This window comes from Saccharothrix carnea, from assembly GCF_003014735.1.
In the GTDB taxonomy this organism is placed as follows: Bacteria; Actinomycetota; Actinomycetes; order Mycobacteriales; family Pseudonocardiaceae; genus Actinosynnema; species Actinosynnema carneum.
In genome coordinates, this window is sequence record NZ_PYAX01000017.1 from 88,908 (window position 1) to 110,949 (window position 22,042).

Consider the following 22,042-nt stretch of genomic DNA (forward strand, 5'->3'; position numbering starts at 1 on the left):
CTCATGACGAAGACCGGTGAGTTCAGGAGTCGGACGGCTCGGGCGCGGTACTTCGCCGCGTACGAACGGGCGATGGCCGAGTGCCCGACGCCCGACGACGTGGTCGACGTCGAGACCCGGCACGGCACCACCCGGGTCTACCGGTTCGGCGGTGGCGACGCGCCGCCGATCGTGCTGCTGCCGGGCCTCATGGCCACGTCCGCCTGTTACGCGCACCTGATCCCGGCGTTCGCGGCGCACCACCCGGTGTACACCGTCGACACGCTGGGCGAAGCGGGCCGCAGCGTGCAGACCGCGCCGTTCCGGGGCATCCCGGACCGCGCGCGGTGCCTCGACGACGTGCTCGACCACCTGCGGCTCACCGACGTCCACCTGGTCGGCGCCTCCACCGGCGGGTGGCACGCGCTCAACCAGGCCATCCACGCGCCGGACCGGATCGCGTCGATCGGCCTGCTCGACCCGACCACGGTGACCGCACCGTTCCGCCCCTGGGTGGCCCTGTTCGGCCTGGTCGCGGGCGTGCTCGACCAGGAGTGGCCGTGGCGGCTCTTCCTGCGCCGGGCCGCGGGCGCGGACGTCGCGAGCCGACCGGACGCGCGGCTGGTGCTCACCGCGTTGCGCACCTACCGGCCGCGGGTGCCGTTCCAGACGCGTCCCACCGACGACGAGATCCGGTCCGTGCGGCTGCCCGTGCTGGCCGTCTTCGGCGCGCGCAGCGTCGTGCAGGACTCGGTCGCCGCCGCCGACCGCCTCCGGGCGCTGCTCCCCCACGCCGAGGTCGACACCCTGCCGGACGCGGGCCACGACGTGACCCTGCGGCCGCGGGACCGCGACCACGTCGTCGAACGGGTGCTGGACTTCGTCCCGCGCACGTCCGCGTGACCCGGAACGAGGTCCGACTGCGGTTACCATGGCCATTCGGTCACGACGCCACGACCAGGTGGGTGGGAGTTGGCCCGCAGGACACGAGTGCTGCTCGCGCTGGGTGTGATCTCGCCGGTCGGGTACTGGCTGATCGCCCGGTACGGCGTGCCCGGGATCGGGTGGTCGGCGCTCGCGGTCGGCGCGGCCGTCGCCGCGGCGCTCCGGTTACCCGGGCGGACGACCAACCAGGTGTCCGGCCAGGTGCACGGTTCCGTCGTCCAGGCCGGTCGGATCGGCACGGTGGTGCTGACCGGGCCGCCGGCCGTACCCACCGGGCCGCACCAGGTCGTCGTCGGCGAGATACCGAAGGAACCACCGGACTTCCAGGCACGCCCGTCCGCCGGTCGCCACCTGTCCGCGCTGGCCGGGCGCAGCGGCGTCGTCGTGGTGTGCGCCATGACCGGTCAGCGGGGCGTCGGCAAGTCGCAGTTGGCCGCCGCGTACGCGCGCGACCGCATCCGCGCGGGTTTCCCGCTGGTGGCGTGGATCGCCGCGGAGACACCGGCCCTGGTCCTGGCGGGCATGGACGAGGTCGGTGTCCGGCTCGGCCTGCGCGGCCCGCAGGACGACGTGCGCAGCACCGCCGCGAGAGTGCGCTCCTGGCTGGAGAACCGGAACGAGCCCGCGTTGCTGGTGTTCGACAACGCCACGGACGCCGACGCGCTCATCCCGTTCATCCCCGCGTCCGGCGGCACGCAGGTCGTGATCACCAGCACCCACCAGTCGATGGGCAACCTCGGCGCGTTGTTCGTGCTGGACGTGTTCACCGAGGAGGAAGCGCTCGCGTTCCTCGCCGCGGCGACCCGCCGCCACGACCACCGCGGCGCCGACGAACTCGCCCACGAGCTCGGACGGCTGCCGCTGGCACTGGCGCAGGCCGCGGCGGTCGTGCGGTCGCAGCGGCTGGACTACCCCACCTACCTGGCCCGGTTGCGGTCCACGCCCGTCGAGCAGTACCTGGTGCGCCGTCCCGGCGAGTCCTACCCGCACGGCGCCGCCGAGGCGATCCTGCTGTCGTTGGACGAAGTCGGGTTCACCGATGGTGGCTTGGCCGCGCGCATGCTGCAACTGCTGGCGGTGCTGTCGCCGGACGGCGTGCCGCACGCGGTGCTGCGACTCGGCGCCACGGCGGCCGAGGCGGACGCCGAGCTGGAACGCCTCGCCGCGGGCTCGGTGGTGACGTTCAGCGTGGACGGCGAGAACGTCATCATGCACCGCCTGGTGCAACGCGTGATCCGCGACCGGTGCGCGTTCGACGGCACGCTGGAGGCCGTGGTCGACACCGCGATCACCCGGTTGCGGATCCTGCTGCACGACGAGTCCGAGGCGTTGCAGCGGCGCCGCGAGTCCGACGCCCTGATCCGGCAGGTCTCCGCGCTGTGGGAGCACTGCCCGGTCGACCGGGTCCGCTCCACGGCGTTGTTCGGCGCGTTGATCGAGCTGCGCACCTGGGCGGTGCGCCAGCTCATCCAGACGACCGACCTGGGTCGGGCCGAACTCGTGGCCAACGAGGTCGCCGCCGACGCCGAACGGCTGTTGCCGCCGGACGACCTGCGCGTGCACGAGGCCCGCCACGACCTGGCCACCGTCTACCTCTACTCCGGACGCGTCGCGGTCGCGATCGACCTGCGCGAGCGCACGGCGGCTGGGGTCGAGCGCCTGCTCGGCCGCGACCACGCCACCACGCTGCGGTTCCGCCGCGACCTGGCGGCGGCCTACGTGCTCACCGGCAGGCTCGGCCAGGCCATCGCGCTCTACGAGAGCGTCACCGCCGACGTGCAGCGGCTGCCCGTCGACCGGGCGACGCTCGTCGCCTACCTGCACGAGCTGGCCTCGGCCTACGACCGGGCGGGCAGGCCCACCGAGGCCAGGACCGCGTTCGACCGCGCCCTGCACGAGGCGGAGGCCGCCTTCGGTGCCGACCACCCGTCCGCGGCGCTGATCCGGGAGAACCGGCGCTGGGTGGTGGAGGCCGAACCACCGGCCCCCGCGGCGCCCGCGCGCGGTGTCGCGGTCCGGCCGCGGCTGCTGGGCGCGACGGTGGGCGTCGTCCAGGAGGGCTGGGTCAGCGGTCGGGCCCACGCCGAGATCTCCGCGCTGCGCGACCGGCTCGACCGGCTGCAGGCCCGGGTACCCGATGACGACCTGGTCGTGCGTGCGTGCGGCGAGCTGGTCCGGGCCTACGTCCGCGTGGGCCGCACCGAGGAGGCGGTCGCCCTGGCCGAGCACAACCTCCGGGTCGCCGGGCGCCGGGCGAACCCGGGCGGCATCGACCTCGGCGAGGTCCGCGACGAGCTGGCCCTGACCCGCGAAGCCTCGGGCGACTTCGCGGAGGCCGCCCGCCTGTACGCCGTGACGCGGGACGAGCGAGCCGCCCGGCACGGACCCGGCAGCGCCGCCACGCTGGTGAGCGAGGACCACCTGGCCCGCGTCACGCTGGCGTCCGGGCACGTGGAGGAGGCGGTCGAGCGGTTCCGCCGCACCCTCGCGGCGGCCCAGCGGATCTTCGGCGCCGAGGGGCGGGCGACCGCGCCGTACCACAACAACCTGGGTCGGGCGCACGAGGCGGCAGGCCGACCGGAGCAGGCGTTCGACTGCTACGCCGAGGCCGCCGCGATCGCGCGCGAGCGGCTGGGCCTCGACCACGCGGAAACCGGGTTCTACCAGTCGAACGCCGCCCGGGTCCGACCGATCAAGTCCCTCGGGCAGGCACCGCGCTCAAGAGCTCCCGCACCCGGTGACAGCCCGTTCACCACGCCGCGCCTGGCCGCCCCACCGGTCATCGGGGAGTAGGTGGCGGCCACCGCGTGACCGCCACCCGCTCACCACCTCACAACGTCCGCTCCAGGTGCTCGGCCAGCAGCCGGACGAAGCGGGACGGGTCGGGCAGGTCGCCGCCCTCGGCGAGCAGCGCCAAGCCGTGCACCAGCTCGGCCGACTCGACCAGCGACGCGTCCTCACCACCGCGGTCGGCGAAGGCCTTGTGCAGGCCGGTGATCAGGGCGTGGTCGGGGTTGAGCTCGAGGATCCGCTTGACCGGCGGCAGTTCCTGGCCCATCGCCCGGTACATCTTCTCCAGGGTCGGGGTCAGGTCGTGGGCGTCGCCGACGACGCAGGCGGGCGAGGTGGTGAGCCGCGAGGACAGCCGCACCTCCTTCACCCGGTCGGTCAAGGTCGTGCTCATCCACTCCAGGAAGTCGGCGAAGTCCTTCTGCCGCTCCTGCGCCCGTGCCTTCTCCTCCTCGGTCTCCAGGTCGACCTGGCCCTTGGCGATCGACTGGAACGTCTTGCCCCGGTACCCGGGCACGGCGTCGACCCACATCTCGTCGATCGGGTCGGTGAGGATCAGCACCTCGAAGCCCTTGGCCCGCAGCGCCTCCAGGTGCGGCGAGTTCTCCACGGTGGCCCGCGAGTCACCCGTCATGTAGTAGACGTGCTGCTGGTCGTCCTTCATCCGCTCGACGTACGCCGCGAGCGTGGTCGGCTTCCCGGCGTCGGCGGTGGAGGCGAACGAGGCGATGTCGAGGATGGCGTCCCGGTTGTCGGGGTCGCTGAGCAGGCCTTCCTTGACCGCGCCGCCGAACTCGCGCCAGAACGTCTCGTACGACTCCGGCTTGTCCGCCATCAGGCCCTTGACCGTCGACAGCACCTTCTTCACCAGCCGGCGGCGCACCAGCTGGATCTGGCGGTCCTGCTGCAGCAGCTCGCGCGACACGTTGAGCGACAGGTCCTGGGCGTCCACCACGCCCTTGACGAACCGGAGGTACTCCGGCATCAGCTCTTCGCAGTCGTCCATGATGAACACGCGCTTGACGTAGAGCTGCACACCGCGCTTGCGCTCGCGCATGAACAGGTCCAGCGGCGCCTGGGACGGGATGAACAGCAGCGCCTGGTACTCGAACACGCCCTCGCCGTGCATGCGGATCGTCTCGAGCGGCTTGTTCCAGTCGTGGCTGACGTGCCGGTAGAACTCGGCGTACTCGTCCTCGGTGACCTCGGACGCGGGCCGCGCCCACAGGGCCTTGCGCGAGTTGATCGTGGTCGGCTCGGCGCCGTCCTCCTTGGCGAGCCTGATCGGCCAGGTGATGAAATCGGCGTACCGCTTGACGATCTCGGTGATCTTCGCGGTCGAGGTGTAGTCGGCCAGGTGGTCCTCGGGGTCGGCCGGCTTGAGGTGGAGGGTGACGGAGGTGCCCTGCGGCGCGTCCGCGACGTCCTCGATCGTGTAGGTGCCCTCGCCGGTGGACTCCCACCGGACGCCCTCCGCGCGCGGGTGCCTGGTCACCAGCGTGACCTTGTCGGCGACCATGAACGACGAGTAGAAGCCGATGCCGAACTGGCCGATGAGGTCCTGCGAGGCGGCGTCCTTCGACTCCTTCAGCTTCTGCAGGAACTCGGCGGTACCGGATTTCGCGATCGTGCCGATGAGCCCGATCACCTCGTCGCGCGTCATGCCGATGCCGTTGTCGCGGACCGTGAGCGTGCGCGCCTCCCGGTCGACCTCGACGGCGACGTGGAGGTCCGACGTGTCCGCGACCAGGTCCTTGTCGCGGAACGTCTCCAGCCGGAGCTTGTCCAGCGCGTCCGAGGCGTTGGACACGAGCTCGCGCAGGAACGTGTCCTTGTTCGAGTAGACCGAGTGGATCATCAGCCGCAGGAGCTGACGCGCCTCCGACTGGAACTCGAGCGTTTCCACGTTCGTCCTTTCTCTTCCGACCTTCGTCGACCCGTCATCGTATCCAGTCGCGCGGCGGGGCCGCCGCGTCACCGAAAACCGGTCGATCGACCCGGCCCCGATCTTTATCGTTCACCCGGATCCGGGGGGTGGGAGGGGTGATGCGCACGCCGTACCCGCGCACGCCGTGCCGGCCGCGGTGCTCGACGCGCAGGCACGCCGGTTCAGCCCGCCGCACCCGTGGCAGGCCCACCGCACCTGGTACGTCGGCGCGGACGGCGCCGTGGACGACGACGCCGGGGAGCCGTGATGCGCACGAGCGAGGAGGTCTACCACCAGATCCGCTGGGACCCGCGGCTCGACCCGGCCCGGTTCGTGGTCGGCGTGCAGCAGCGCGGGGCGCGGCCGAAGCGGGTGGCGCTGCCCGCGTTCACGCCGGGCGGTGAGGTGCCGTGGCACCGGGTGCTGTTCGTCGAGGCGGACGGCGAGGTGGTGTGGGATCGGGCCACCGGGCTCGACCGGGTGGGCGAGTCGGGCGCGGGACGGGTGCGCGCACCGCGCCGCCTGCGTGCGCCGCTGTTCACCGCGAGCACCCCGCACTCTTGGGTGCACGGCTGGGTCCCCACCCGCGAGGCCGCGCCGGCGGTGCCACTCGACACCGTGACCGTGTTGACCTGGAACGTCTTGTGGGACCGCTACGACAGCGACCGCATCGACACGGCCCGCCGCCGTCCGCTGCTGTTCGGCGAGCTGGCGGCGGCCGACGCGGACGTCATCGCGTTGCAGGAGGTCGAACCGGACCTGCTCGCCGCGCTCCTCGCCCAGCCGTGGGTGCGGGCGGGCTACACGGTCGACGTCGACCCGACCGGACCGGACGTCGACCGCACCGGTCTGGTGGTGCTGAGCCGGTTGCCCGTGGTCGAGGCCGCGCGGTTGCCGCTCGGCTCGCACAAGGCCGTGAGCGCGGTCGTGGTCGAGACCGGCCACGGGCCGCTCGTCATCGCGGCCACCCACCTGACCAGCGACCACACCGCGAACGGACCGGCCAAGCGGCGCGCCCAGCTGGTGCGCGTCGCGGAGGCGCTCGCCGGGGTGGAGGGCGATGTGGCGCTGGTCGGCGACTTCAACGACGGCGGACGGCGACCGGCCGCCGCGCTCGGCATGCGTGACGCGTGGCTGGAGGCGCGGGACGATGAGCCGCCGACGTTCGACCCGGCGGTGAACCCGCTGGCCGCCGTGTCCTCGCTGACCGGGCGGCGGTCGCGGCTGGACCGGGTGTTCGTGCGCGGGCAGGTGCGGTGCGCCGGTGCGGAGCTGGTGGGCGACCGGCCCGTGAACGGCCTGTTCGCGTCCGACCACTACGGCGTGCCGGCCCGGTTGGCGCCCGCCGTACCGGCCGCGACGCCCAGTCCACTCGACCACCGAGGGCCGCTGGATTCACCCGGTCCAGCGATCAGGTCCGGCAACTTTTCCGCCGACCATTTCGTTGCCGGGAAAGAAGGAGGCGGCGGCGCGGCACCCGAGCTCGGTTCCCCGCCGACCCCGCCGACCCCGCGGACCGCCGTGGTGTGGCTGCCGGGGCCGTGGGAGGAGGTCGAGCGGGTCCGCCGGGAGCACGACCACCGGGCCGACCGCTGGCCCCCGCACGTGACCCTGCTGTTCGGATTCGTCCCCGAGTCGGACTTCGACCGGGCCGTGCCGCTGCTGGCCGAGGCGGTCACCGAGGTGCCGCCGTTCCTGGTGCGGGTGGCGGGCGTGCGCGAGTTCGGGCCCGACGTGGTGTGGCTGGACCCGGCGGCGGCCGGTAGCGCGCCGTGGACGGCGTTGCACGACGCTGTGCGTCGCCCGTTCCCTGCCTGCCGGACCAGGCGCGACTTCACCCCGCACCTCACGGTCGGGAGCTCACGGCAAGCGGCGGAGCGCATCGGCGCGCGCTCGGACCGGGTGGACGAGGTGGTGGTGCTGTCGCGGCGTGGTGCTGTCGCGGCGTGGTGCTGTCGCGGCGTGGTGCTGTCGCGGCGCGGTGCTGTCGCGGCGCGGTGCTGTCGCGGCGCGGTGCTGTCGCGGCGCGGTGCTGTCGCGGCGCGGTGCTGTCGCGGCGCGGTGCCGGCCCGATGCTCCCCCGCGCGGCGATCGCGCTCGGCACCGGCGAGGTCCGGTGGATCGAGGAACCCGCGACACCTGCCGGACCGTCGTTGGACGCGGTGGCCGGCCGCGTCACCCGAGCGTTGTCGGACGCGCTGGACGTGGTGCACGTCGTCGGGTCGCGGCGGGTGGGCTGCGCGTTGCCCGACGCGGACCTGGACCTGGTCGTGGAGGGCGATCCGGCCGCGGTCGCTGAACGGGTGGCCGCCGCGTTGCCCGGGGTGGCCGGCCGGCCGGTGGTCGGTGCCCGGTCGCCGGGGTTCCGGCTGGCCGTGGCCGGGCTCGGGGTCGACCTCGCGGTGGCCGGTGACGACGGGGTGGCGTTGAGCGCGGTCGGTGACGCGGAGGCGGTGACGGCGGCGGTCGGCGGGCGGGCCGGGGACTTCGCGCGGCTCGCCCGTGCGGTGAAGGCGTGGGCACGGGCTCGTGGTCTGGACTCGGCGCCGTTCGGTGGCGTGCCGGGGTTGGGGTGGTCGGTGCTCGCGGCGCGGACCACGCGCGAGTGGGACGGGCCGGACCTGCTCGCCGGGTTCTTCGCGACCTGGGCGGCGTGGGACTGGCGTGACCCGATCGGGTTGACCAGTTCACCCGAGCGCACCGGCGCACCGGCGCACCGGTGACGATCATGACACCGGCCGCGCCCGTGCGGTCGTGCACCGAGCAGGTCGGACCGGGGTTCCGCGACCTGCTCACGGCCGAGCTGTACCGGGCTTGGGAGATCGTGGACGCCGGCGGTGACACGCTCCTCGCGCCACCCGACGCCCACCGCGCCCACGCCGCGTGGGCGCTGGTCACCGTTCCGCACGCCCTGATCGGCCCGGTGCGCGGCCGGGTGCGGGCGCTGCTGACGGCGCTGGAACTGGCCGGTGCGCCGGACGTCCTCGCGTGGCCGCGGCCGGTCGAACGGGGACCGGACGCCGTCACGTTCGCGATCGGGCTGGGCCACCACCCGGTGTCTGCCACCGTGCTCGCCGATGTGGTTACCTCGTGGAGGAGTGGACTGCGCGGTGTCGACGTCGTCCGGGTGGGCAACGGGGACGTGCCGACGTTGCGCTGAGCAGGAGGGGATTCAGTGGAGTTCCAGGACGTGGTGCGCCGCAGGCGGATGGTGCGCGAGTTCACCGACGAGCCGGTGCCGGACGAGACCGTGCGGCGGATCATGCGCAACGCGCTGCGCGGCCCGTCTGCCGGGTACTCGCAGGGCCAGGCGTTCCTCGTGCTGCGGGGCGAGGAGCAGGAGCGGTTCTACGAGTCGATCAGCCACCTGTGGGCCGTCGACACGGTGAAGACCGCGCCGGTGCTCGTGATCGCGTTCGCGGTGAAGGACGCCTACCTCGACCGGTACGCCGAGCCGGACAAGGGGTGGACCGACCGCAGCGAGGACCACTGGCCCGTGCCGTACTGGTACATCGACACCGGGATGGCCGTGCTGCTGGTGCTGCAGACCGCGGTCGACGAAGGGCTCGGCGCGGTGTACTTCGGCATCGGCGCGGACGACTTCGACCCGGTCCGCGCGGAGTTCGGCGTGCCGGCGAGCCACGTGCCGGTCGGAGCCGTCGCGATCGGGCACAGCGCCGAGGAGGACGTCACGGAGGGCGCGTCACCGCGGACCCGCAAGCGCCGACCGTTCGAGGAGGCCGTGCACTTCGGGCAGTGGTAGTGCGCCGGTGGTTCCCGGGGCGCGCCGCCCCGGGAACCCCGTGGCTCAGTTGACCTTCTGGCCGTACACCTTGTCGATCTTGATGGTGAGGAGCACGTGCCGCTCCTCGACCACGGCCGTCCGGTACTCGTCCCAGTCGGGGTGCTCGCCGGCGGCCCGGCGGTAGTAGTCCACGAGCGCGTCGACCTCGGGGCCGTTCGGGTCGGTGGGCGGTCCGGTGATCGTCGCCGTGCCCTCGGCGGTGGCCCACTCCCAGCCGTCCTCGCTGGTCACCTCCAGCGCGACTCGCGGGTCACGGCGCAGGTTCGCGACCTTGGCGGTCCCGGCACCGGTCGCGATGCGGACGACACCGGCCTCCGGGTCGTACGACGGCATGATCGGGGAGAGCTGCGGCCGGCCATCGGCCTTGATCGTGGCGAGCACGGCGAGCCGGCTCTTCGCGAGCAACGCGCGCGGGTCGAATGCCTTCTCGGTCGTCTCGGTCGTGTCGGTCATGCCCGCACCAACCCGTGGTCCACTGTCGGATATTCCCGTTTTCGCCGTCCTATCGGGTGAATCAGGCGTACTGCGACCGTCTCAACGCGAAGCGCGAACTGTTCGCTGTGATCGGGACCGTGCCCCCACCAGGATTCGAACCTGGACTGGACGCGTTCTGAGCGCGTTGCCTCTTCCGTTGGGCTACAGGGGCGTGATGCGGTTCCGGGGATTCGAACCCCGACTGGACCGGCCCTCAACCGGACGCCTCTACCACTTGGGCTAGAACCGCGAAAAATCGCCGGTGAAACGACGAAGCCGCCCGGATCGGTTCTCCCGATGGGCGGCTCCGCAATCCCTGACGAGGTCACGTCACGGCGGGGAGTCCGCGCAGCTCAGCAGCAGGAGCAGGAGCAGGAGCTCTTGCGTCCGCGACTGCGTCATGACCCGGTCCTTCCTCCGTGATGTTGTCGACAGCCTGCACCGGAACCATCAGTGCGCGCAACGGCTTTTCCCGGCGGTCAGCGCCGTTTCGGTCGGGCGGCGGACGACAGAGTGGACAGCGAAACCGCGAGGGTGGCCAGGAGCAGCAGCATCGCCGCCGGCGCGAGGGCCGCCCACGGCGCCCGTTCCAGGTACGGCAGGGATTCGGCCAGCATCAGGCCCCACTCCGGCGCGGGCGGCGGGGCGCCCAGGCCGAGGAAACCCAGCGACGCCAACGCCAGCGCGATACCGGGCAGCCGCAAGACGGCGTGCCGGGCGACCGGACCGGCCACGGCGGGCAGGACGTGCCGGGTCAGCACCCAGGTCGGGCCGGCACCCAGGGCGCGCAACGCGGCGACGTGCGTGGCCGCGCGGTTCTCGCGGACCAGGGCCGCCGCGTGGGCGGCGAGCGGTGGCCACGAGACCAGGCCGACCGCGATGGACGCGCCGACCTGGCCGGGACCGGCGGTCGCGGCGACCAGGATGCCCGCGATCACGGGAGGCACGGCGTTGGCGGTCTCGGCGGCGCCTTCCGCCAGGGCGGGCAGGAAACCGACGACCAACGCCACCGCCACCGAGCACAGGCACACCAGCACCGTGACGGTGAGCGTGGCCGCCGCACCGTGACCCACCCTGGCCAGCACGTCACGGCCCAGCGCGTCGGTTCCCAGCGGGTGCGCCCAGCCCGGTGGCGCGAGCCGGGCGGTCGGGTGCACCCGCAGCGGCTCGCGCAGCAGTCCCCAGCAGACCACCACCGCGGGCACGACCGCGCTGACCGCGACGACCACCCGGTGCCACCGACCGGCGGCGACCGGCACGGGCGGCGGCGCGGGCAGTGCCGCGGCGCGCAATGCCGGTCCGAGCATCCGCCGCCGGGCACCGGCCACGAGCACACCGCCCACCAGCCCGAGCAGCACCAGGACGAGCACGGAACCCTGCAGCAGCGGGAGGTCCTGCGCCTCGGCGGCACCCAGCGCGGTACGGCCGAGCCCCGGCACCGCGAACACCACCTCCACCGCGACCGCTCCCCCGGTCAGCCCGACCGCGACCAGCCCGAACTGCGGCAGCACGGCCGGCAGCGCACGACGTGCCGCGGCCCGTCCGATCACGCCCGGCGAACAGCCCCACGACCGCCACAGCACGACCCATTGCTCCTCGAACACGGCGGGCACCGCGTCGTCCACCAACCGCCCCAGGATGCCGCCCGCCGGCAGGCCCAACGCCAACGCGGGCAGCACCAGGTGTTGCGGCCCCTGCCACCCGTACGGCGGGAACCAGCCCCACCACACCGACAGCACCACCAACAACACCGTGGCCACCAGGAACTCCGGCAGCGCGGCGAGCACGGCCGCCGAGGCGCCGGTGCGCGCACGTGCCGTCCCCCGCGCGCCGCGCACGAACGTCGACGCCGACAGCGCGGCGGCCGACACCAGCGCCACGGCCAGCGCCACGCCCATCAACGCCACCGACACGCCCGTCGCCGCCAACACGGACGGCAGCACCTCGGCGCCGCCGACCCACGACCGGCCCAGGTCGCCGCGCAGCGCACCGCCCAACCAGTCGCCGAACAACGCCACCGGCCCGGCGTCCAGCCCGAGCTCGCGGCGCACCGCGTCCAGCGCCTCCGCGGTCGGTTCCCGCTCGGCGGAACGGGCGCGCAGCACCGACAGCGCCGGGTCGCGCCCGGACAGCCACGGCAGCAGCCCGATCACGGCGACGACCGCGGCGAGCCCGCCGACGCGGGTGATCGCCGACGCGGTCACCGCAGCCGGGTCGCGGAGGTGATCAGCGTCCGCTCGCGCGGGTCCTTGGCCGAGCCGACCACCGACGTGGCGTCACCCTGGATCACGCGTTCGTGCAGCATCGGGATCGCCGCGTCGGTCCGCAGCACCGCCGCCTCGGCCGCCAGGATCGCGGCACGGCGCCCGTCGCCCGCCTCGGTGCCGGCGGCGGTCCGCACGGCCGCGTCCACGCCACCGTCGCACAGTTGCGCGATGTTGAACGAACCGGCGCAGGTGAAGTCCGACTGCAGGTAGGCCGCGGGGTCGCCCGAGTCGAGCACGGTCGCTCGGGACAGGATGAACGCGTCGAACCTCCCGGCCAGCGCGTCCTCCTCGATGTGCGCGTACTCGCGCACGACCTGGGTCACGGTGAACCCGGCGTCTTCGAGTTGCTGTTGCAGCACCGAGGCGACCTCGGGCAGTTCGGCGCGGTCGGAGAACGTGGCCAGGGTGATCGCGGTGCCGTTCGGGTCGGCGGGCTCGGTGCGTCCGGTGAGCGGGGTGCGCCCGGCGGCGGCCCACGGCAGCGCGGGTCCGAGCAGCCCTTCGGCGACGTCGGCCCGGCCCTCGTAGACGCTGCGCACGATCTCGTCCGCGTCGATCGCCTCCCGTGCGGCGGCACGCAGAGCCTGGTCCCGGAACGGTCCCGCCTCCGTGTTCAGGTACAGGGTGTTGGTGCGCGGCATCGGCACCTCGCTGATCGTCGCCGGGTCGAGCAGCGCCGCCTGCGAGACCGGCACGGCCTCCGCGATGTGCGCCTCACCGCCGCGGATCGCGGCGGCACGGGCGGTGCCGTCCGGGACGAACGAGACGTCGATGCCCTCGGCGGCGGCCTTCTCACCCCAGTAGCCGTCGTAGCGGTCGAGCGTGGCGGTCGTCGTGCCGTTGACCGCGACCAGCTCGAACGGCCCGGTGCCCGTGCCGACCGGGTCGACCTTGCCGTCCGCGCGGTAGGCGCTCGCCGCGAGGATCGCCAGCTGGGGTGACGAAAGCCGTTGCGGCACCAGGGGATCCGGGGTGGCGGTGGTGACGATGACGGTGTCCCCCGCCGTTTCGGCGGTCAGCTCGACCCCGTCGAGGATGCGCGGCTTGGGCGTGGCGGCGGTGGCCCGGGTGAGGGTGTTGGTGACGGCCGCGGCGGTCAGCGCGGTGCCGTCGTGGAAGGTGACGCCCGGGCGGACGGTGAACTCCCAGGCGTGGTCGGAGATCCGCCGCCAGCCGGTGGCCAGCCCCGGCCGCGCGTTGCCGTCCGCGTCGAGGGTGACCAGGGTTTCCGCGGTGGACCAGCGGGAGAGCTTGAACGCGTCGTCGCTGAACGGCGTGAGGCCGGAGCGCGGCGGTTGCAGCATGGCGAGCTTGATCCGACCGCCGGACGGTTCCTCCGCGCTCTGGGCGAAGCACCCGGTCAGCAGCAGGGCACAGGCGGCGATCAGGGTGATGCGGTGGCGCACGGGGTGTCGTCCAAGCGTTGTGGGGCAGGCCTCCGGGAACCTAGCAAAATGGTTATCGTTCTCAACAGTGGATGTGCGCACCGCCACGTGGCGATACGATCCGGGCATGCGTGAACCCCGGGCACTCGCGGACCTGCCGTTCGCCGCCTACCTGGAAGACCACGACGGCGAGCGGCTGGAGTCGGGCGGGGACTACAACGTCGTCCACGTCGCCGACCAGGAGTTCGCGGAGCTCTCGGCGGGCAACGCGCGGTTCAGCGAGTCGGCGCTGTCCGCGGTCAGGTTCACCGACGGGTCGCTGCGGCGGGCGCGGTTCAACGACGTGTGGCTGCACGGCGTCCAGGTCATCGGCACCGACCTGGCCGAGACCGGATGGCTCGACGCGGAGGTCGTGAACAGCGCGTTCGCCGGGGTGGCCCTGTTCGAGGCCGGGTTGAGCCGCGTCACGTTCTTCGGCTGCAAGCTCGTCTCGCTCAACCTGCGCGGCGCCACCTTGCGCGAAGTGGCGTTCGTCAACAGCGTCCTGCGCGACGTGGACTTCACCGAGGCCAAGCTGACCGGCGTGACGTTCACCGGCTCGACCCTCGAAGACCTCCGGTTCGAGGGCGCCGAGCTGGCGAAGGTGGACTTCCGCGAGGCCGCCGAACTGGGCGTCCGCAACGGTTTCGCCTCGCTGCGCGGCGCGACGATCACCTTGGGCCAGGCGCTCGACCTCGCTCCGGCGTTCGCCCAGACGCTCGGCATCACGATCAAGGACTGAAGTCGCGGGCGAGGAAGGTGGCCGTCAGTCCTTGGGGGTCTTCGGTGCGGCACGCATGCTGAAGTGCAGGTACGGCGAGCCGTCCGGCAGCGTGTAGAACACCGCCGGCACCCACGGCTCGTGCGCGTTGCGCCGGGCGGCGAACAGGCCTTCCTCCACCGGCACGAGCACCGCGTTGGTCACCGCGTTGACGGCGGCCAGCTCGCCGGTGCTCTCGCCGCGCAGGTTCAGCACGCCGTCCCGCTCGGTCACCTCCACGTCGTAGCCCTCGCGCAGGTAGGAGCCGACGTACCGGCCGAGGTCCACCGCGGGAGGCTCGGCGGGAGGCTCGAAGTCCGGCACCGCGACACCGGCGTGCTCGGTCAGCAGTTCGGTGAACAGCCGCTGGTAGACCTCGGCGGGCACGCCGCCGTTGGTGAGCAGCGCGACCGCCACCCCCGCCTCGGGCACGACCCGCAGGAACGCCTTCTGGCCGATCGTCGCGCCGTCGTGCCCGATCACGCGGCCACCGGGCCAGTCGTAGACGATCCACCCGAGTCCCCAGCACATCCGGTGCGCGTGGCTCGCGGGCAGCTGCACGAACGGTTGGGACATCGCGGCCACGTGCTCGGCGGGCAGGACCACCGTGCCGTCCGGGGTCCGACCGCCGTCCAGGTAGAGGCGGGCGAAGCGGACGACGTCGGCGGCGGTGGCGTTGATCGTCCCGGCCGGACCGGCGGAGCGGGACAGCCCCCACACCGGTGCGGGCACGGGATCGTCGCCCGGTTCACCGAGGTGGCCGAAGGCGGAGCGGAACTTCAGCACGTCCTCGGCCAGGGTCACGGTGCTGTGCGCGCCCAGCGGGTCGAGCAGGCGCTCGCGCAGCACGTCGTCCCAGACCTGGCCGGTCAGCACCTCGACGATCCGGCCGAGCACGGTGAACCCGGTGTTGCAGTAGGACATCGTGGCGCCCGGCGGGTGGTTCTGGCCCAGCCCGGCGCACGACGCGACGTACGCGGCCAGGCAGTCGTCACCGCGCCCGGTGTCGTGGAAGTAGTCCCCGTCGATGCCGCTGGTGTGCGACAGCAGTTGCCGGGGCGTCACGGTTCTGGTCGCCACCGGGTCCGCCACGGCGAACCCCGGCAGCACGGAGGCCACCGGCGCGTCCAAGTCGAGCTTGCCTTCGGCGACCAGCTGCATGACCAACGTGGCCGTGTAGAGCTTGGTGATCGAGCCGATCTGGAACAGCGAGTCCGCGGTGGCCTCGACGCCGGTGCCGAGGTGCAGCACGCCGGTCGCGCACTCGTGGACCTCTCCGTCGACCAGGACCGCCAGTGACGCACCGGGCACCTGGTGCGCCTCGCACAGCTCCGCCAGCCGTTGCTGCCAGTGGTTGATGTCCATCGCCCGCTCCCCCCGGATGGCGCGAAACTGTCGCGAAAACCCTTCGCGATTTCCCCACCGTACCGACTTCCTTGATCTATGGCAGGGGATTGTCGTCGGTCCAGGTGTAGTCGGGGGTCCGGAAATCCCGGCAGCGGGTGAGGAGGCGGTCCAGATCATGGTCCACCAGCAGCATGTCCCGGTACGGCGGCTTGAGGAACCCCTCCTCCACCATGTGGTCGACCATCTTGATCAGGTGCGTGAAGTAGCCGTCCACGTCCAGCAGCGCGACCGGCTTGGCGTGCAGGCCGAGCTGGGCCCACGTCCACACCTCGAACAGCTCTTCCAACGTGCCCGCGCCGCCCGGCAGGGTCACGAAGACGTCCGCCAGCTCCGCCATCAACGCCTTGCGCTCGTGCATGGACTCCACGACGTGCAGTTGTGTGAGATTTTCGTGTGCGACTTCCCACTCGACCAGGCTGCGCGGGATCACCCCGACCACCGACCCGCCCGCGGCCAGCGCGCTGTCGGCCAGGGCACCCATCAGGCCGACCCGGCCGCCGCCGTAGACGATCTCGATCCCTTGTTCGGCCAACGTGCGGCCGACTTGGCGTGCCACCTCGACGTGCCGCACCCGTCCGCTGGAGGAGCCGCAGAACACGCACACCCGCATGGGGACACGGTAGGTCAGGGGGCGGGTCGGTGGTGGGTTCCGGTTCGGCGGTAGGTCGGGTCGTGGGGTGGGGTGGCTGTGGTGGGGTCAGGCTCGGGGGTGGGTCAGCGGCCGAGGCCTGCGCCGCCGTTGACGCCGATGACCTGGCCCGTGATGTGACCGGCCTCCGGGGAGGTCAGGAACGTCACCGCCGACGCCACGTCGGCGGGGGTGCCGGTGCGGCCGTTGGCGGGGTTGCCGACCAGCTTCTTGCGCCGTTCCTCGGACAGCGTGCCGCCGAAGAACTCGGTCTCCTCGGTGACGCCGGGTGAGACGACGTTGACCGTGATGCCCCGCCCGCCCAGCGCGAAGGCCAGGTCGGCGGTCCAGGCTTCGATCGCGGCCTTGGCGGCGCCGTAGCTGCCGGAGCCTCGGCGCGCGGCGATGGAGCCGATGGTGACCACCCTGGCGTCGTCGGCCAGGCGCGGTTCCAGGGCGGTGGTCACCAGGACGGCGCTGAGGACGTTGGACTCGAAGTTGGCCAGCCACAGGTCGCGCACGTCGGCCAGGCCCTCGGGCGCGGGGCGGCGGCGGGCTTGGTTGCCGCCCGCGTTGTTCACGAGGACGTCGACGCGGGAGGGCAGGGTGGCCAGGGCGGCCTGGACTTGCGCGGGGTCGGCGGCGTCGAAGGCGACTGCGCGGGCGCCGATCTCGGCTGCCGTGGCGGTGAGGAGGTCGGTCCGCCGTCCGGTGATCACGACGTCCGCACCCTGCTTGACCAATTCGGCGGCGACCGCCTTGCCGATACCCGTCCCGCCGCCGGTCACGACCGCTGTTCTCGTCATGCCTGGTTCCTATCAGCGGAATTTTGCCGGGTCGATCCGCTCGTCGGCCCAACAATCGCCGTGCTGGTTCACAGTTGTGATCAGGACACGGTCGGGTGATGTGATGTCACACGGTCGTTGCTCAATTTTCAGCCCGACGAGAAGTTGACCCGCTGCGCACGCCGCAGCGGAACTATCCTCCGGCGGAAAGGGGTTCCGCCGCGCTACCCGGAGTCGGCGCCTCGCAGAAACCGCGCGGTCGCGATCGGCGCCGCCCGCACCGTTGCCTTCCGATCCTCCACAGCCGCCCCTCCGGGCTCTCCACCGCTCCTCATCACCGAGAGGCCGCGTCCACGAGACGGTCCGTCGCCGGTGAGATCGATCCGGACGGCAGCACCCCTGGACGGCGGTCGACGAGCCGAGCCACGAGCGACTTCCGCTCGCGGCTCGGCTCCCGGGCACCGGATCGGTCAGGTGAGCACCTCGAGGTTGGCGTACACGTAGTAGAGGCCGCCGTGGCCGTCGAAAGTACCGGCCATGGTCGGTGTGCGGTGGTTGTCCCAGCCCAGGTAGATCGGGTTGGTGTACATGAACTCGGCGTTCGACGGCAGCAGGACGTGCGCGTTCTGCGGCTTGAACGTCTCGTCCTTGAAGAGCTTGATCAGCCACCCGATGAAGACGTTGACCAGCCACGCGACCGCCTTGCCGATCGCACCGGCGATGGCGGCACCGAGGTAGGGCGAGAGCACCCCTTCGACCAGCTTCTCGATCGCGGTCTTGACGTAGCCCTTGACCTGGTCCCAGGCGGTCGTCAGGGCGTCGGCGAAACTGCCGTTGTCCTTCTCGTTGAGGATGACGCTGAACCAGTAGTGCCGCGGCCAGACGCCGTCCTGCGACATGTCCAGCGTGGCGAACCGCTTGCCGCCGTCGCCGTAGTTCACCGTCTCACCCGAGTCGAAGTTGCCGGACACGTCGAACGGCGCGACCTTCTTGGTCACCCCGTCGGAACCGACGGTCAGCCCGCCGATCTGGATCTCGTCCTCGAACCACCAGTCGTTGGTCTCCTCGACGCACTTCACCGACGTGATGTCGAGGGCGAGCGCCTTGACCCGCTTGATGGTGGACGGGTCGACGCCCAGCTTGCGGGCCTCGTCGTGGACCTGCTGCTCGGCCGCTCGTCCCGCGATCGCCAACTGGTCGGCCTGGGCGGTCAGCCGGGCGGTCAGCGCGGCCCGGTCCACCGTCAGCGTCTCGGCTTGGAAGACGCGCGCGAACCCCAGCCGGGAGTGCGTGGTCCAGTCGTTGCGACCGTACTGGCCGAACTCGGCCACCCTGGCCTCGACGTCCGCGTTCACCATCCTCAGCGCGGCCTCGGTCGCCTCCCGCTGCGCCGCCGGCGGCAGGGTCAGCAGTCCGGCGCGCAGGGTCGACTCCACCGAGCCCTCCGGGTACTCCCTGCTCGGGTCGGCGGCCACGACCGCGATGGAGTACTCGAGGGCGTCCGACGCGGCGCTGGTGACGGCCAGCACCTCCGGGTCGGTGCGCGTCGGGTCCGGCGTGGTCATCTGCAGGACGGCCTCGGCCTGCTCGACCCTCGTGGCCGCGTTCACCCCGGCGACGGCCTGCGCCGGGACGAGCGTCGCGGCCACGGCGGTGGTCACCAGGACGGCGGGCAGGGCGTAGCGCCAAGTGCGTTTCGGACGACTACGGAAGTGTGTACTCATCGCGACTTTCCCCTCGGTTTCCGGGCGATCCCTGTCCGCCCGACACCGACAGGTCTACGGAGGGTTCGTTGTCCTGCGGTTGTGGCGCTGTTGTGACCGGCGCCCGGCACCCGGGAGACCCTGCTGACCTGGGTAGATCCGATATCCGCGTGCTGGGTCCGGTCTGCGCGCACGGCTCGGGCGGCGCCGCGGCGCTGGCAGGCACCCGACAAAGGGCGGTGCTGGGTGTGCTCGCCCTGCACACCGGTGAGGTGCTGTCGGCGTCACGGCTGGTCGACGTGCTGTGGGGCGAGGACCCGCCGCGCACCGCCTTGCGCACCCTGCACAGCCACGTCGCACGCATCCGCCAGGCGTTGACCGCCTGCGGCGTGCCCGAGGCGTTGGCCACGCGGGCCCCGGGCTACGTCCTGGACGTGCCGCGGGAGGAGGTCGACGCGCACCGGTTCGAGCGGCTGGCGTCGGCCGGGCGGTCGGCGCTGACCGGGGGAGCGGTCGAGCGGGCGGTGGCGGCGCTGCGCGAGGCGGTCGGCCTGTGGCGGGGTGACGCGTTCGCGGGCACCGACCTGAGTTCCTGGGGCGAACACGAGGTGGAGCGCCTGCACGCGCTGCGGCTCTCCGCTGTGGAAGACCTGTGGGAGGCCGAGATCCGCGCGGGCCACCATGAGGTCGCCGTGCTGGAACTGCCCCGGCTGCTGGCCGAGCATCCCACCACCGAACGCCTGGTCCGGCTGCACATGCTCGCGCTGCACCGCTGCGGCAGGCACACCGACGCCCTGGACGCCTTTGCCCGCCTCCGCCACACGCTCGCCGACGAGTTCGGCGTCGACCCGGGCCCGGAGCTGGTGGCGCTGCACACCGCCATCCTGCGCCGCGACCCCGTGCTCGACCCGCTGCCGGTGGCGGTCGCCGTGCCGCCGCGGCAGCTCCCGGCCGGGGTCGGCCACTTCACCGGCCGCACCGCGGAGTTGGCCGACCTGGACCGGGTGCTCGCACCGCACGACGCCCGCGACGGGTTCCCGATCGTGGTGGTCGCCGGCGCCGCCGGCATGGGCAAGACCTCGCTGGCCGTGGAGTGGGCACACCGCGTCGCCGACCGGTTCCCCGACGGGCAGCTGTACCTGGACCTGCGCGGGCACGACCCGAAGCTCGCCCTGCCCGCCCGCGACGCGTTCGCCCACCTGCTGCGCGCCCTGGACGTGCCGGACGACCGCATCCCCGGCGAACCCGACGCGCAGGCCGCGCTGTACCGGTCGCTGCTGCACGGAAAGCGGTACCTGGTGGTGCTGGACGACGCGGCCGGCGTGGAGGACGTGTTGCGCTTCGTGCCGCCCGGCCCCGGGAGCCTTCTGCTGCTCACCAGCAGGCAGAACATGGCCGCGCTGGCGGCCCGGCACGCCACCCGGGTCGTCGGTGTCGAGGCCCTGCGCGACGACGAGGCGGTCAGCCTGCTCGGCAGCGTCATCGGGGACGATCGGGTGGCCCGCGAGTCCGGCCCGGCGGCCCACCTGGCTCGGCTCTGCGGCGGGATGCCGCTGGCCCTGCGGATCGCCGCGGCCCGGCTGGTCGGCAGGCCGGTCGGTGCGGTCGCCGAGTTCGCCGCCGAGCTGACCGACTCCGAGCGGCTGGACGGCCTGGCCGTCGTGGGCGACTCCCGCACCGTGCGGACCGTCCTGAACAGCGCCTACCGGCCGTTGACCGCCGAGGTGGCCCGGGTGTTCCGCGGGCTCGGCCTGCACCCCGGCCCCACGTTCGGCGGCGACCTCGGTGCGGCCGTGTGCGGCCTGCCCACCGCGGCGGGTCGACGTGCCGTGGCGGAGCTGGCCGCGGCACACCTGGTCACGCCGGTGGAGCAGGGTCGCTACCGGTTCCACGACCTGATCCGCGAGTACGCCCGCTGCCGCGTGCGCGCCGACGAACCCGACCACGACGGCACCGCGCGGCTGGTCGACTGGTACCTCGCGGCGGCGTTCCGGGCGAGCAGGCTCATCGACCCCGACCGCAGCCCGGTCACGCCCACCCTCCGGCACACCCCGGCCGAGCCGCCGTTCGCCCCGGACAAGCGGGCCGCGCTGGCGTTCCTCGACGCCGAGCGGGCCAACCTCGTCCCGGTCGTGGCGCACGCCCGGGAGAACGGCCACCTCACCGCGGCCTGGCAGCTGACCTCGCTGCTCACCAGCTTCTACGACGCCGCGGGCCACTGGCACGACCGAGTCGAGCTGTGCCGGCACGGCGCGGCGGCCGCGGGCGACCTCGGCGACACCGCGGCCGAAGCGGAGATGCTGCGGGCGCTCGGGGTGGCCTACTTCATGACGCGCAGGCTGCCCGAAGCGCTGACGGCCAGCGACCGCGCCCTGACCGTCGCGCGTGCCATCGGCGACCTGGCGGCCCAGGGCCACATCCACAACAACATGGCCAACATGCACGCCGAACTGCGCCACTTCGACCGCGCCGTCACCGCCCACCACCTCGCCGTCGAGCAGAGCACCGCTGCCGGGCACGACCTGGGCCGGGCGCTGGCCCAGCGCAACCTCGGCCACACGTACGTGCGGATGGGCCGGGCGGACCTGGCGTTCGCCCCGCTGCACGAGGCGCTGCGCCGGTTGCGCGAGCTGGGCCACGCCCGGCTGGAAGCGGGCACCCTCGACACCCTCGGCGAGGCCTACCTCCAGGTCGGCGAGCGGCACCGGGCGCTGGAGCACTTCGAACGCGCGCTGGCCATCAGCCGCGACATCGGCGACCGCTGGCTGGAGTGGGAAGCGCTGCTCGACACCGGCATCGCGCGCCTCGACGGCGGGCACCACACGTCCGCGCTGGAGCGGTTCGAGGAGGCCCTGGCCATCAGCCGCGAGGTGGGCGACCGGCACGGCGAGTCCTCGACGCTGGGCCACATCGGTCGCACGCTGCTGCTCGTGGGTGACCTCGAAGCCGCCCGTGAGCACCTGCACGCCGCCCTCGTCGTGCGGGAACGCGTGCCGGACCCGTACGAGGAGGCCCACCTCCACCGCGACCTCGCCGACCTCGCCGACCGCCTGGGCGACCCGGTCGCGGCCCACCACCGCCGGACCGCGATGCGGCTGCACGAGCAGGCCGACACCCTCCCGGACGCCCGATCCCTCAGCGCGTGACG

Annotated in this window: 17 protein-coding genes and 2 tRNA genes; 9 read left to right on the forward strand and 10 right to left on the reverse strand. The window is 72.9% G+C overall.

All coding sequences use genetic code 11. The annotated features are described in order from the left end of the window. Positions 1–3 precede the first annotated feature (3 nt). Complete coding sequence (locus B0I31_RS34075; RefSeq protein ID WP_106619524.1) at positions 4–882, forward strand: alpha/beta fold hydrolase; 879 nt, start codon at positions 4–6, stop codon at positions 880–882. Positions 883–951: 69 nt separating this feature from the next. Next, positions 952–3,717, forward strand: a complete 2,766-nt coding sequence (locus B0I31_RS34080) for a tetratricopeptide repeat protein (RefSeq protein ID WP_146174052.1) — start codon at positions 952–954, stop codon at positions 3,715–3,717. A gap of 37 nt (positions 3,718–3,754) precedes the next feature. Here B0I31_RS34080 and htpG read toward each other — a convergent pair whose 3' ends face one another. Then, on the reverse strand, positions 3,755–5,572 hold the full coding sequence (gene htpG / locus B0I31_RS34085) for a molecular chaperone HtpG (RefSeq protein ID WP_245950639.1): 1,818 nt from the start codon (positions 5,570–5,572) through the stop codon (positions 3,755–3,757). Between the two features lie 214 nt (positions 5,573–5,786). Between htpG and B0I31_RS42790 the strand changes: the two genes are divergently transcribed. Genes B0I31_RS42790 through B0I31_RS34105 form a run of 5 tightly spaced genes read left to right on the forward strand, consistent with a single transcriptional unit; the run spans position 5,787 to position 9,404 of the window. Further along, positions 5,787–5,909, forward strand: a complete 123-nt coding sequence (locus B0I31_RS42790) for a hypothetical protein (protein ID WP_281262340.1) — start codon at positions 5,787–5,789, stop codon at positions 5,907–5,909. Further along, on the forward strand, positions 5,909–8,071 hold the full coding sequence (locus tag B0I31_RS42230; protein WP_245950634.1) for an RNA repair domain-containing protein: 2,163 nt from the start codon (positions 5,909–5,911) through the stop codon (positions 8,069–8,071). Before B0I31_RS42790 ends, B0I31_RS42230 begins: the two co-directional genes overlap by 1 nt. After that, a complete protein-coding gene (locus tag B0I31_RS41365; protein ID WP_219910934.1) occupies positions 8,017–8,364 on the forward strand; it encodes a poly(A) polymerase in 348 nt (115 codons plus the stop codon). Before B0I31_RS42230 ends, B0I31_RS41365 begins: the two co-directional genes overlap by 55 nt. Beyond that, positions 8,361–8,801, forward strand: a complete 441-nt coding sequence (locus B0I31_RS41370) for a hypothetical protein (RefSeq protein ID WP_219910935.1) — start codon at positions 8,361–8,363, stop codon at positions 8,799–8,801. The genes B0I31_RS41365 and B0I31_RS41370 overlap by 4 nt, the downstream gene beginning before the upstream one ends. Before the next feature lie 15 nt (positions 8,802–8,816). Continuing rightward, positions 8,817–9,404, forward strand: a complete 588-nt coding sequence (locus B0I31_RS34105; protein ID WP_106619527.1) for a nitroreductase family protein — start codon at positions 8,817–8,819, stop codon at positions 9,402–9,404. Positions 9,405–9,449: 45 nt separating this feature from the next. Here B0I31_RS34105 and B0I31_RS34110 read toward each other — a convergent pair whose 3' ends face one another. From B0I31_RS34110 to B0I31_RS34130, 5 genes are all read right to left on the reverse strand, one after another. Next, a complete protein-coding gene (locus B0I31_RS34110) occupies positions 9,450–9,899 on the reverse strand; it encodes a PPOX class F420-dependent oxidoreductase (RefSeq protein WP_106619528.1) in 450 nt (149 codons plus the stop codon). A 120-nt stretch (positions 9,900–10,019) separates the two neighbouring features. Next, a tRNA-Leu gene (locus B0I31_RS34115) sits at positions 10,020–10,092 on the reverse strand. Positions 10,093–10,096: 4 nt separating this feature from the next. After that, positions 10,097–10,170: transfer RNA gene (locus tag B0I31_RS34120), tRNA-Leu, on the reverse strand. Between the two features lie 229 nt (positions 10,171–10,399). Continuing rightward, positions 10,400–12,124: an ABC transporter permease subunit gene (locus B0I31_RS34125; RefSeq protein ID WP_106619529.1), complete on the reverse strand. Its 1,725-nt coding sequence runs from the start codon at positions 12,122–12,124 to the stop codon at positions 10,400–10,402. After that, positions 12,121–13,593 (reverse strand): ABC transporter substrate-binding protein, encoded by a 1,473-nt coding sequence (locus B0I31_RS34130; protein WP_245950635.1) that lies wholly within the window; start codon positions 13,591–13,593, stop codon positions 12,121–12,123. The genes B0I31_RS34125 and B0I31_RS34130 overlap by 4 nt, the downstream gene beginning before the upstream one ends. A gap of 106 nt (positions 13,594–13,699) precedes the next feature. Here B0I31_RS34130 and B0I31_RS34135 point away from each other — a divergent pair, with 106 nt between their 5' ends. Beyond that, entirely contained in the window at positions 13,700–14,353 is a 654-nt protein-coding gene (locus tag B0I31_RS34135) for a pentapeptide repeat-containing protein (RefSeq protein WP_106619531.1), read from the forward strand. Between the two features lie 24 nt (positions 14,354–14,377). Here B0I31_RS34135 and B0I31_RS34140 read toward each other — a convergent pair whose 3' ends face one another. From B0I31_RS34140 to B0I31_RS34155, 4 genes are all read right to left on the reverse strand, one after another. Beyond that, a complete protein-coding gene (locus tag B0I31_RS34140; RefSeq protein WP_106619532.1) occupies positions 14,378–15,736 on the reverse strand; it encodes a serine hydrolase domain-containing protein in 1,359 nt (452 codons plus the stop codon). Positions 15,737–15,812: 76 nt separating this feature from the next. Then, entirely contained in the window at positions 15,813–16,388 is a 576-nt protein-coding gene (locus tag B0I31_RS34145) for an LOG family protein (RefSeq protein WP_106619533.1), read from the reverse strand. Positions 16,389–16,492: 104 nt separating this feature from the next. Then, positions 16,493–17,212, reverse strand: a complete 720-nt coding sequence (locus B0I31_RS34150; RefSeq protein WP_106619534.1) for an SDR family NAD(P)-dependent oxidoreductase — start codon at positions 17,210–17,212, stop codon at positions 16,493–16,495. Positions 17,213–17,661: 449 nt separating this feature from the next. Continuing rightward, on the reverse strand, positions 17,662–18,915 hold the full coding sequence (locus tag B0I31_RS34155; RefSeq protein WP_146174053.1) for a hypothetical protein: 1,254 nt from the start codon (positions 18,913–18,915) through the stop codon (positions 17,662–17,664). Between the two features lie 149 nt (positions 18,916–19,064). Here B0I31_RS34155 and B0I31_RS34160 point away from each other — a divergent pair, with 149 nt between their 5' ends. Next, on the forward strand, positions 19,065–22,040 hold the full coding sequence (locus B0I31_RS34160) for an AfsR/SARP family transcriptional regulator (RefSeq protein WP_106619536.1): 2,976 nt from the start codon (positions 19,065–19,067) through the stop codon (positions 22,038–22,040). The last annotated feature ends 2 nt before the right edge of the window (positions 22,041–22,042 follow it).